A 12,188-nucleotide genomic window follows, 5' to 3' on the forward strand; every position below is an offset into this window, starting at 1 on the left:
TCTAGCTCGTAACGTGAGCAGACGTTTGCGCTTTGATTCACACAAATTTCTTGCAATGATATAATAGTTTTAGACAATATCATCCTTTACCATAAATAGCATAGAAAAAACCATTATATCATTGACAGTATGTTCTTCGGATTTTGCTTCCTTGGTGCTGCTCTCAGCTTTCAGCACTCTCTGTTCAAGTCAACAAGCCTACTCTACTGCTTTTTTACTTTTAAATTGTTATCTATTATAGTCGAACCTAAAACATTTTGCAAGTGGTTTAGTGCAAATTTATGATTTTCCTCCGAAAGAGAAGCTACAGCAGACTCTACCACCTCAATTTGATACCCTAAATTATAGGCATCAATAGCTGTGTGGAGAACGCAAATATCCGTCAGAACACCAGTCAAAATCACCGTGTCAACTTTTCTTTCTCGCAGACGAATATCCAAATCTGTTCCCGAAAAAGCTGAATAATGCCGTTTATCCATCCAAAAGACGCGAGAATCTGCTTTATGCTCCTGATAAAAATCCGCCAACGGTCCATAAAGGTTACGTCCACTAGTGCCTTTGATGTTATGTGGTGGAAAGAGTTTACTTTCCGGGTGGAAAGTATCTCCTTCGTCATGGGCATCAATGGCAAAAAAGATATAATCTCCTCGCTCAAAAGCTGCCTCGGTCACTTGGGCAATAGCTTCAGAAATTGCCTGAGCTGGAGCTCCAGCTGTCAACTTGCCATCATCTGCCACAAAATCCACCGTATAATCAATCGAAATCAATGCTTTTGTCATCAGTAATCTCTCTTTTTAATCTCTTCAAAGACATCGGGAATAAGGACTTTAAGATAGGTTCCTTTCATTCCCAAAGAACGACTTTCAATAATGCCTGCACTCTCTAGTTTACGCAGAGCATTGACAATCACTGAGCGAGTAATGCCAATACGATCCGCAATGACCGATGCTGTCAATTGACCTTCATTGCCATTTAATTCACCCAAAATTGCTGAAACAGCTCGTAATTCTGAATAAGATAGAGTATTCACAGCCATGGTTACCGCTGTTCTGCGACGAATATTTTTTTCATCTTCTTCTCGTTGGAAGTTGAGCAACTGAATACCAACCACTGTACTTGCAATTTCAACCAAAATCAAATCATCATCATCAAATTCTTTATCATTGCGCCAAACAATCAAAGTTCCTAAGCGAATCCCTGAAACATGGATAGGTGAAATTGTCGTCAAGCCATCTGGAAATTCATCTTTGGTTTCGACTGGAAAAATTGACAAATCATGATTGACAGGAAGATTGGCTTCTGTATCATACATTAAATTCGCTGTGCGAACATACTCTTCTGGGAAGATTTTCGTTTGATAAAATGCTTCCACTCGGTCATTATTCGTCTTGTAGCGCATGAAATACCCCAAAAGACGCCCTTTACTGTTTACAATACAAGCATTGCAATCCATAATTTCAGCTAGCTGCTGGGTAATTGCATTGTAAGGTAATTCATCTTGTAATCGCTCATCTGAACGACGCAAAATAGATGTAATTTTTCGTGTTTTTGCTAATAAGTTTGCCATAATTTACCTCGCATATAATCTTATTGATTATACCATAAAACGCTTTAATCTTCAACAATTATCTGAAAATTGTTTATTGAGATACAATTGTGTGCAATTAGCTTGGCTAGCCTTCTCACTCCTCCATATTAGCACAAAAAGCTGGGACGAAAGTCTCCAGCTTCATAGCACACTGTGTAATAAATTGACGATGCAGTAGGTGAACGCGTCAGCAATCATGCGAGTCTGTCTCGCTTTCTATTATCTCCGATATTGCCTTAAGAAACGAGTCATCTTCTCTTGGATTTGCGCCAGTTCATCTACACGAGGCAGATAAACAATCCGGAAATGATCAGGATCTTTCCAATTAAAGCCCCGTCCATGCACCAGTAAAATCTTTTCTTGCTTTAAGAAATCCAGCACGAATTGTTCGTCATCATCTACTTGATACATTTCTCTATCAATTTTAGGGAAAATGTAAAGCCCTGCTTTAGGTTTTACTGCAGATAGACCTGGAATTTCATTGATAGCTTTATAAATAAAATTCCGTTGCTCATAAATCCGTCCGCCAGGAAGTAGCAATTCATCGACTGATTGATAACCGCCGAGTGACGTTTGTACCACATGCTGAGATAAGACATTTGAACACAACCGCATATTGGATAGCATATTCAGCCCTTCAATATAATCTTTTACGTGATATTTAGGACCAGACAGTACCATCCATCCGACACGAAAACCAGCAATACGGTGCGATTTAGACAAGCCGTTCATGCTGACACAAAAAAGGTCAGGAGCCAAACTTGCGATAGCCGTATGTTTCTCACCGTCCATCACTAAACGGTCATAAATCTCATCCGCAAAAATAATCAAATTGTTTTGCCGCGCAACTTCAACAAGTTCTTCTAACACTGCCTTAGGATATAAGGCTCCTGTCGGATTGTTTGGATTGATAACGACAATAGCCTTTGTATTAGAGGTAATTTTTGATTTAATGTCATCAATATCTGGATACCAATCTGCCGCTTCATCACAAAGATAATGAACTGCATTTCCTCCCGCTAAACTGACCGCTGCCGTCCAGAGAGGATAATCCGGCATAGGTACCAGCACCTCATCACCATTGTCTAGCAAACCTTGCATAGACATGACAATCAACTCGCTAACCCCATTTCCAAGGTAGACATCGTCAATATCAACATTTGGAATATTCTTTAACTGGCAATATTGCATAATAGCTTTCCGAGCAGAAAAAATCCCTTTCGAGTCTGAATAGCCCTCACTATCCCGTGCATTCATAATTAAATCATGAATCACTTCATCTGGTGCCGTAAAACCAAACTCGGCAGGGTTTCCTGTGTTCAACCGAAGGATTTTCTCACCATTTGCACGCATCCGCATTGCTTCTTCTAAGACGGGACCCCGAATATCATAAGCCACATGTTCTAATTTTGTTGATTTATTAAATTCTTTCATCGAATTTTTCCTCATTTCAAAAGAGTCAATTTATTATAACGCAATTTTTCTAAAAAATCTAAAAAACTTCTTGTAAAGTCTGCATGAAAATGCTTTACTTTTTTCATGTAAAGGGTTACAATATAACTAAAGAAAGAATGGAGGTATTCCTATGCTACAAAGATATCAAAACATTATGGTCGCTGTTGACGGTTCTCACGAAGCTGAGCTTGCCTTTGAAAAGGGTGTAAATGTTGCGCTTAGAAATAATTCGCGTTTAACAATAGCACATGTTATTGATACACGTGCCTTGCAAAGCGTTTCTACATTTGATGCAGAAGTCTATGAAGAATTGCAAGAAGATGCAAAGAAACTCATGGATCAATATGCTGAAAAAGCCAAAGAAGCCGGCGTGGCAAATGTTGTCACAATTGTTGAAATGGGAAATCCGAAAACCCTTCTTGCAACAGATATTCCAGAAGAACAAAAAGTTGACCTCATCATGGTTGGTGCTACTGGGCTTAACGCCTTTGAACGGTTACTGGTTGGCTCTTCATCTGAATACATCTTGCGTCACGCAAAAGTTGACTTGCTTGTTGTCCGTGATAAAGAAAAAACATTATAATACAAAGATAAAGAGAGATTGGCATAAACCAGTCTCTCCTCTTTTTTATTCTTCATTTTTTTCACAATTTCGTTGATAGGCTTGAATTTGACGTTCAAGCTCTTTTTTGATAGCAGGTTCCGGTGCATAATTTTTTTCCCAATCATCTGGTTTTAAAATTTTATGAGTAACTGGGTCAAAGTGCGCTTTGCCATCTGGGAAGAGTTTACCCATATTGGCTCGGTGGACAATCTCAAACAAGTATTCCGGATCCACTCCCATTAACACAAAACTGCCATAGGTAAAATACAACATATCAATCAGTGCATCTACTTGCCCAACGAGAGACATCTCTGCTTTGCTCTTCTTTTTGACTTTTTCAGCAGCTTTGTTCACAGCTTCGTGCAAAGATTGAACAGACTGCTCAAAGACCTCTTCAGAAGGACTGGCTGCTCGTAAAAATTCCACTAGTTCTTCTACCTTGAAGCCTGCACGGTGACGAGCACCTTCTGGTGTCCACAGAATGGGTTCTTCCTGTGTGCATTCGTCCATTGTCCCATGAAATTCTTTGACCTTATTAAAATGGTGGTCACTACTGATAAAGACTTTTTCACTCGCTAAAATGCCAAAGTGTTCCAAAGCTTTATGAATCCCGTCCTGACTATTGCTGCTGGTCGTGTGTTTTGCAACTTCTTTCACTCGACTGGTTCCATTTCCCATGGCAATAGACATACCAACGCCCGCTAACATCTCAACATCATTATCAGAATCACCAAAAGCCATGACTTGATTGATGTCAAAACCGTATTCTTTTCCGACCAGCTTAATTCCTTCTAACTTTGACATTCCTTGATTGACGATATCAGCTGCGAAAGGACTGCTACGAGTAAACTTTAAATCTGGAAAATCCGCTTCGATAGTTTGTGTTTCTTTCGGTGTTGCCAACATCAATACTTGGTAAATCGGCTCTTGAATAGACTTAAACAAATCATTCTGTTGTTGGGGAAGTGCCTTGCTGATTACATTATTGAAACTTTTATTGACCAAATGTGTCATCTTCTTCGGAACAAAACGACTGGTCCATTGAGAAAACTTGCTCATGCCAAAGCTCATGATTTTGGAGCCAACCACTCCTGATTTTGTTCCAAACGAGATTTCTATTTTATGCTGGCGAGCATACTGAATCAGGTGACGCAAACTGGTTTTATCAATTGGCTTGGCAGAAATGACTTTCTCTTTTGAAAAAATATATTGTCCATTATAGGTTACTGCAAAATCTAAATCCAACTGTTCCATAAAGGATTGAACAAAAAAGGGACCTCTTCCTGTGGCTAAACCAACTAAAATTCCTTGCTGTTTCAAACTATGAATCGCTTGTTCTGTGGATTTCAAGACCGTCCGACTATCGTTTACTAATGTTCCATCAATATCAAAGAAGACTGCTTTGATTTCCATTCATTTCTCATCTCTTTCTTTTATGATACAATAATTATAGCATAGATTCAGGAGAAGCTCACTTATGACCAAAAGAATTTTAGTTTTACATACTGGCGGTACTATTTCCATGCAGGCGGATACTACTGGAAAAGTCATCACAAACGAACACAATCCCATGAACCATATTGCAGTTCCTCTAGAAGGCATTCAAGTGACGGCTCTTGATGTTTTCAATATTCCTAGCCCTCACATAACACCACAGCACATGCTACAATTGTATCAAAAAATCAAGACAGACGGGAAGCATTTTGACGGGGTTGTCATTACTCATGGAACGGACACTCTGGAAGAAACAGCTTATTTTTTGGATACCATGGAACTTCCAGATATCCCTGTCGTCTTGACCGGTGCCATGCGAAGCTCCAATGAACTAGGAAGTGACGGAGTTTACAATTACTTATCTGCACTTCGGGTAGCAAGCGATGACAAGGCACGCGGAAAAGGCGTTCTGGTGGTTATGAATGATGAAATCCATGCTGCCAAATACGTGACCAAAACGCATACAACCAATGTCAGCACTTTTCAAACGCCAACTCATGGACCACTCGGACTGATTATGAAGCAAGAAATCCTCTATTTCAAAACAGCTGAACCACGCGTTCGTTTTCATTTAGATAAAATTTCTGGGTTAGTACCGATTATCCCAGCCTATGCTGGAATGAAAACTGAACTGCTTGATATGTTAGACTTGGAAAAGATAAACGGTCTCATCGTTGAAGCCTTTGGTGCTGGGAATCTCCCACAAGAAGTTGCCCAAAAGCTCAGTCAACTTGCGAATTCTGGGCTGCCAATTGCACTTGTATCTCGTTGCTTTAACGGCATTGCAGAGCCAGTTTACGCTTATGAAGGGGGCGGCGTGAAGTTACACGAATCAGGCATTATGTTTGTCAAAGAGCTCAATGCTCCTAAAGCTCGTATCAAACTCTTGATTGCTCTGAATGCTGGGCTGCGAGGACAAGCCTTAAGAAACTATATTGAAGGTTAATTTTACATAGATAAGAAGCTCCGATATTTCGAAGCTTCTTAGGATATTTTATGTTTAGGAGATTTATGAAAAAAGTTTTTAGCTCTTTTGTTTTTAGTTATTTGCCATATATTTCTGATTCCTTTCCTGATTTTTTGAATGTTTTGTTATAATGTACTTTAATGTTTACTGTCATTGGACTTACCTCTTTCTTTTTGATGAATTTAGTATAGCCCGAAAAACTTAAAGCAGGCTTATAGATTTCTTTCAGAAAACTTAATTTAAAAAACTTCATCCAAATGGTGAAGTTTTTTGGTTTATATATGATGATAAACTAAAATCAATCCAAGTAGTCCTGCTTGTCCAAATGAAGAGCTACGATATGCCAGTCTGCATGCGTTCTCCAATCAGAAATGGACACAATTTGACTAGCGACTTTTCTGGCTTCTTCTAAAATTGGATAATCTTCTACAATATCCGCCACTTGAAACTCTGGAATCCCTGATTGACGCGTGCCGAAGATTTCACCAGAGCCACGCATTTTCAAATCTTCCTCAGCCAAGACGAAACCGTTAGTCGTTTCCGTCATGATTTTCATGCGTTTCTTGCCGGATTCTGTCTTAGGATTAGCCACGAGAACCGCATAAGATTGCTTGTCTCCACGTCCTACCCGACCACGTAACTGGTGGAGCTGACTGAGCCCAAATCGATCCGCATCCATGATTAGCATGACCGTAGCATTGGGGACATTGACACCGACTTCAATAACAGTCGTGGAAACCAGAATGTCAATTTTTCCTTTCTTAAAATCCTGCATAATAGTATCTTTTTCTTCGCTCTTCATTTTACCATGTAGCAGAGCTACTTGTGCTTTGTCACCGAAATAAGCCTTTAATTCCTCTTCCAAAGCAATAGCATTTTTCAGATCCAGCGCTTCCGACTCCTCAATCAAAGGAGAGATGACATAGACCTGAGCACCTCGTTGCAGCTCTTTCTCCAACCAATTGAGAACCACATTCAGCTGCTCGTGCTTGACCCAGCGAGTGATAATCGGCTTACGCCCCGCTGGCATTTGATCAATAACCGACACATCCATATCGCCAAAGGCAGTGATCGCAAGTGTCCTCGGAATCGGTGTTGCAGTCATCATGAGCACATCAGGATTATTTCCTTTTTCTCGCAAAATTCGTCTCTGTCCCACTCCAAAGCGGTGCTGTTCATCAATAATCACCAGACCAAGCTGATGATATGTCACACTTTCTTGAATCAAAGCATGAGTACCGACAATCATATCTACCTGACCAGCCTCAATCGCTTCTAGTGCTTGTCTGCGTTCTGTCGGCTTCATTCCTCCTGTCAACAGAATTATCCGTAGTTCAAGAAAAAGTTGGCTCAAGCTATCAAAATGCTGCTCTGCCAAAATTTCAGTCGGTACCATAAGAGCAGACTGCAAACCAGCCGTATAGGTAGCATACATGGCTAAACCTGCAACCACCGTCTTTCCACTACCCACATCTCCCTGCAAAAGCCGGTTCATGTGGGTTGGTGCTTTCATATCTTGTAGAATTTCATCAAGACTCCGCTTCTGGGCAGCTGTCAATTCAAAAGGTAGCAGTGTCAGCTTTTTTTCTAATAAATCACCTCGCCAAGGAATAGCTAACCCTTGACTCGCATTCTTGCTTTCGCTCTTTAGGACCTGTAACTGCATTTGAAAGTAAAAAAGCTCTTCAAACTTGATCCGACGCAAAGCCTGCTTGTACTCTGCCAAATCCTTTGGGAAATGCATTGCCCGTACTGCCTGACTCCGTCCTAGCAACTGATAGCGTTCTAACAACACTTGGGGCAAATTTTCCTCCAAGAGCAATTCCAACCCTTGGTCAAAGGCTGTCTTAATGACCTTGACCAAACTGGCTTGACTAATCCCTTGAGCTACTCGATAAACTGGCTGCAAATCATCTTCTACTTGCGCCAGAATTTTCATCCCAGTCAAACTAGCCTTTGCCTTATCCCATTTGCCGAAAATAGCAATGGTTGAGCCAACCTCTACCTTGTCTGCTAGATAAGGTTGGTTAAAGAAGTTGACTGCAAGTACCACCTCTCCCTGCTTTATGGTAAAACGCAGGCGATTGCGCTTGTAGCCATAGTACTGGACATTTGCTGGTGTAGCCACCACCCCTGAAATAACTGCCTTTTCGCCGTCTTCCAATTCTAATACATTTTTACTTTTAAAATCTTCATAGCGAAATGGAAAATAGAGCAACAAATCCTGCAGGCTTTCAATTCCTAGCTTAGTAAATTTTTCAGCAGATTTCGGCCCCACACCCGGCAGAACCGTTAAAGGTTGGTGTAAATTCATAATTCCTCTTTCAGTTCTGTTTTTCAATAATTTATAAAAGCAAACTAAAACAGACAACCTCCAATAACTCTTTGGGCTGTTTCCGACTGCTTCTAAATTTCAGCTCATTCTTTATAAACTCTAGGCACACGGTCGCTAATCAAACAAAGCACCTCGTAGTTAATCGTTCCTCGTTTTTCTGCTACATCTGTTGCAGAAATGGATTCTTTGCCACTTTCTCCGATAAAAACGACAGGTGTACCAATAGGACAAGCTTTAGGTAGACGAACGGTAATCTGATCCATAGACACACGACCAACAATGGGACAAGATTGTCCGTCAATTAGAACATCAAAACCTTGCATATCTCGCGTCCAACCGTCAGCATAGCCTAATGGAATCGTCCCAATGAACTGTGGGCTATCGCTAGTGTAAGTGGCTCCATAACCCACATCTGCCCCTGCTTCCAGCTGCTTGACATGAACCAATTCCGACACCAGAGAAAGAGCCGGTCTCATTTCGTAAGGAAGCTGCAAGGTACGACCGCTAGGATTGAGACCATAGATAATATCACCCAGACGCACCGCATTCATCACAGTATCTGCATGCCAAAGGGTCGTTGCAGAATTACTAGCGTGAACAATCGGTGGAACGGTTTCTAGTTGCCCTAAAATTTCTTTAAAACGTGCCAACTGTGCTTCAAACTTATGCGTATCTGCTTCATCAGCTGTTGCAAAATGGGTGAAGATGCCTTCTACCTGAGCACCTGCTTTTTCCAAACGATGAATGGCTTCTTGAGCATCTTGACTATCTCGAAAACCAATCCGTCCCATCCCAGAATCAATTTTTATGTGAACAGCCAAACCAGCTACATCTATATTTGACTGTAGCAGCAAATCAATCCATTCTAAACTAGCAACGGTACAGGTCACTTTGCGTTCAATTGCCAATGAAATGGCATGAACATCTGACACTCCTAATACCAAAATTTTTTTCGTAATGCCGGCATCACGCAACTCTACAGCTTCATCAATATTGGAAACACAAAAGCCATCCACAATTGGCTCAATAGATTGCGTAACAGCAACTGCACCGTGACCATAGGCATCTGCCTTGACAACAGCCCATTTTTCCACATTGTTTGGAATATGCGCTGCAATTTGTTTAATATTAAAGCGGATAGCAGCTAAATCCACAACAGCCCTAGTAGGTCGATGATGACTCGTTTTCATGATGTTCCTCCAAAATAACACTAGCTGTAACAATATTACCTGCATGGCTGAGCGACACCCAGACCTTGCCAGAAAAAGGCGACTTAGTAAAAATAGGCGCTCCCTTTTCATTGTTTAAAATTTCTAAATCCTGAAAAGTGACACAACCAATTCCAGTCCCCCATGCTTTAGAAAAAGCCTCTTTAGCAGACCAACGTCCTGCCAAATATTCCATTTTTCGCCTACCAGAAAGTTCTTCAAACCGTGCAAATTCAGCAACAGTCAAAACTTTCTTGGCGAAGCGAGCATTTTTTTCATAAACTTTTTGAATAGAAGAAATTTCCTCTATATCAATACCATGTCCTTTAATCATCTTTTTAAAAAGAGGCTGGGACAAAAGTGTGCCAGACTCGGTTACTTTCTAAAATAAAACTTAATGCACTAATACTATCAGATTTTACAAATCCACTCCCCATCTTTCTTATTTTTCATTTTTAGATAGGGTAGTATATATTTCCTTGACTAGTCTGACTGTATTATCCCAACCCAGACAAGGGTCTGTAATGGATTTTCCAAACACTTCAGGCTCATTTTGACGACCATCTTCTAAGTAAGACTCAATCATAAAGCCGCGTACAATTTTTTTGATTTTTTCATTCCAGTCACGATTGATTAGGGTTTGACGGACAATCCGAATTTGTTCTAAATAACACTTGCCTGAGTTATCATGATTAGTATCAATCATGATAAAAGGGTACTCTAGTCCCATTTCTTCATACTGTTGAATATCATTTAAGAGATTTTCATAATAGAAATTGGGAATATTTTTACCATATTCATTTATAGACCCACGCAAAATAGCATGCGCTAAAGAATTGCCAGATGTCTCTACTTCCTGACCGTGATATAGGAAAGTTTGCTTATTTTGCGCTGCATAAATTGCATTGAACAGAATATTCATATTACCTGACGTTGGATTTTTCATTCCAACAGGTGCGTCAAGACCACTCGCTACAAAGCGATGTTCTTGATCTTCCACAGATCGTGCTCCGACAGCATGATAACTTACCAAATCATCTACTAAAATCAAATTAGACGGATACAGCATTTCATCAGCAGTTGTTAATCCAGTCTCTGTGATAACACGATAATGTAGATTACGAACCGCCTTAAGCCCATTGATTAAACTTGGAGCCGCCTTTACATTTGGCTGATGAACCAATCCTTTATAACCGTCACCATTAGTTCGAGGTTTTGCTGTGTAAACACGCATGACCATAAAGATTTTGTCTGCTACTTTCTGTTGCAAATCAGACAAACGATGAGCATATTCTAAAACTGCATCTTCGTTATCCGAAGAACACGGACCGATGACCAACAAAAGTCGTTCATCTTCTCCGCGGAGAATAGCGGCTAGTTCTTTATCTCGCTTTTCCTTAATGATCAAAGCTGCTTCAGATAATCGTGTCGTCTCTTTAATACGATCAATATCAATTTTCTGACCCTTTTCAATAAATGTCATATTATTTTCCTAATGTATCATAAATCTCATGTACAAGCTGTGCTGCATTATCCCAACCCAGACAAGGGTCTGTAATGGATTTTCCAAATACTTCAGGCTCGTTTTGACGGCCGTCTTCTAAGTAAGATTCAATCATAAAGCCGCGTACAACTTTTTTGATTTTCTCATTCCAGTCACGATTGATTAAGGTTTGACGGACAATCCGCACCTGCTCTAAATACTGCTTACCAGAGTTATCATGATTGGTATCGATGATGATGAAAGGATTTCCCAAACCCATTTTTTCATATTGGTCAATCGTATCCAGTAAATTATCATAGTAATAATTTGGAATATTTTTTCCATACTCATCAAGCCCACCACGCAGAATAGCGTGTGCCAAAGGATTTCCTGAAGTTTCTACTTCCTTACCAGCAAACAAGAAACTTTGCTTGTTTTGCGCTGCGTAAATCCCGTTAAACATGACATTGAGATTGCCAGACGTAGGATTTTTCAAACCGGTCGCAACATCAGCCCCACTAGCGACAAAACGGTGTTGCTGATCTTCCACAGAACGCGCCCCAACAGCCATATAAGAAATCAAATCATCTACCAACGGAAGATTTTCTGGATAGAGCATTTCATCAGCTGTCGTCATTCCCGTCTCCGTAATGACACGATAATGTAAATTCCGAACAGCCTTAATCCCATTAATTAAGCTTGGAGCAGCCTTAGCATTCGGTTGATGAATCAATCCTTTATAACCATCACCATTGGTGCGAGGCTTAGCTGTATACACGCGCATAACCATGAAAATACGGTCTTTCACCTCTTCTTGGAGGGCAGATAGGCGCTTTGCATATTCTAGGACAGCCGCTTCATTATCAGAAGAACATGGACCAATGACCAACAGAATGCGGTCATCTTCTCCACGGATAATGGCATTTAACTCACGATCTCGTGCCTTTTTTTTAGCTAAAGCCTCTCCTTCTAACTTTGATAAATTACGAACCTTTGCTACATCAATTGGCTCGCTAGTCGCCTTAAATGTCATAATCTCCCCCTCTTTGCACTA

The 12,188-nt window shown here is 40.5% G+C and carries 11 protein-coding genes; 2 read left to right on the forward strand and 9 right to left on the reverse strand.

The window, feature by feature from the left end; genetic code table 11:
- Nucleotides 1-203: 203 nt before the first annotated feature.
- From IYQ91_RS06590 to IYQ91_RS06600, 3 genes are all read right to left on the reverse strand, one after another.
- On the reverse strand, nucleotides 204-779 hold the full coding sequence (locus tag IYQ91_RS06590; protein ID WP_022527097.1) for a cysteine hydrolase family protein: 576 nt from the start codon (nucleotides 777-779) through the stop codon (nucleotides 204-206).
- Nucleotides 779-1,567 carry a GTP-sensing pleiotropic transcriptional regulator CodY gene (codY, locus tag IYQ91_RS06595; RefSeq protein WP_003028802.1) on the reverse strand — a complete coding sequence of 263 codons (789 nt, stop codon included), beginning with the start codon at nucleotides 1,565-1,567 and terminating at the stop codon, nucleotides 779-781. The genes IYQ91_RS06590 and codY overlap by 1 nt, the downstream gene beginning before the upstream one ends.
- 240 nt (nucleotides 1,568-1,807) lie before the next feature.
- A complete protein-coding gene (locus IYQ91_RS06600) occupies nucleotides 1,808-3,022 on the reverse strand; it encodes a pyridoxal phosphate-dependent aminotransferase (protein WP_195673416.1) in 1,215 nt (404 codons plus the stop codon).
- Between the two features lie 151 nt (nucleotides 3,023-3,173).
- Between IYQ91_RS06600 and IYQ91_RS06605 the strand changes: the two genes are divergently transcribed.
- A complete protein-coding gene (locus IYQ91_RS06605; protein WP_020999785.1) occupies nucleotides 3,174-3,626 on the forward strand; it encodes a universal stress protein in 453 nt (150 codons plus the stop codon).
- A 45-nt stretch (nucleotides 3,627-3,671) separates the two neighbouring features.
- Here IYQ91_RS06605 and IYQ91_RS06610 read toward each other — a convergent pair whose 3' ends face one another.
- Nucleotides 3,672-5,060 carry a Cof-type HAD-IIB family hydrolase gene (locus IYQ91_RS06610; RefSeq protein ID WP_195673417.1) on the reverse strand — a complete coding sequence of 463 codons (1,389 nt, stop codon included), beginning with the start codon at nucleotides 5,058-5,060 and terminating at the stop codon, nucleotides 3,672-3,674.
- Nucleotides 5,061-5,124: 64 nt separating this feature from the next.
- Between IYQ91_RS06610 and IYQ91_RS06615 the strand changes: the two genes are divergently transcribed.
- The gene (locus IYQ91_RS06615; protein ID WP_022526540.1) at nucleotides 5,125-6,087 is read left to right on the forward strand and encodes an asparaginase; all 963 of its coding nucleotides are present in this window, start codon (nucleotides 5,125-5,127) and stop codon (nucleotides 6,085-6,087) included.
- Nucleotides 6,088-6,406: 319 nt separating this feature from the next.
- Here IYQ91_RS06615 and recG read toward each other — a convergent pair whose 3' ends face one another.
- From recG to IYQ91_RS06640, 5 genes are all read right to left on the reverse strand, one after another.
- Nucleotides 6,407-8,422: an ATP-dependent DNA helicase RecG gene (gene recG, locus IYQ91_RS06620; protein ID WP_195673418.1), complete on the reverse strand. Its 2,016-nt coding sequence runs from the start codon at nucleotides 8,420-8,422 to the stop codon at nucleotides 6,407-6,409.
- Between the two features lie 104 nt (nucleotides 8,423-8,526).
- On the reverse strand, nucleotides 8,527-9,633 hold the full coding sequence (gene alr / locus IYQ91_RS06625; protein WP_195673419.1) for an alanine racemase: 1,107 nt from the start codon (nucleotides 9,631-9,633) through the stop codon (nucleotides 8,527-8,529).
- Nucleotides 9,605-9,985, reverse strand: coding sequence for a holo-ACP synthase (acpS, locus tag IYQ91_RS06630; protein ID WP_022526544.1), 381 nt, complete (start codon nucleotides 9,983-9,985; stop codon nucleotides 9,605-9,607). Before acpS ends, alr begins: the two co-directional genes overlap by 29 nt.
- 108 nt (nucleotides 9,986-10,093) lie before the next feature.
- Nucleotides 10,094-11,134, reverse strand: a complete 1,041-nt coding sequence (locus tag IYQ91_RS06635; RefSeq protein ID WP_126467566.1) for a 3-deoxy-7-phosphoheptulonate synthase — start codon at nucleotides 11,132-11,134, stop codon at nucleotides 10,094-10,096.
- A gap of 1 nt (nucleotide 11,135) precedes the next feature.
- Complete coding sequence (locus IYQ91_RS06640; RefSeq protein ID WP_195673420.1) at nucleotides 11,136-12,167, reverse strand: 3-deoxy-7-phosphoheptulonate synthase; 1,032 nt, start codon at nucleotides 12,165-12,167, stop codon at nucleotides 11,136-11,138.
- Between the last annotated feature and the right edge of the window lie 21 nt (nucleotides 12,168-12,188).

The sequence above is a fragment of the Streptococcus sp. HF-2466 genome, assembly GCF_015594645.1.
Lineage (GTDB): Bacteria > Bacillota > Bacilli > Lactobacillales > Streptococcaceae > Streptococcus > Streptococcus anginosus.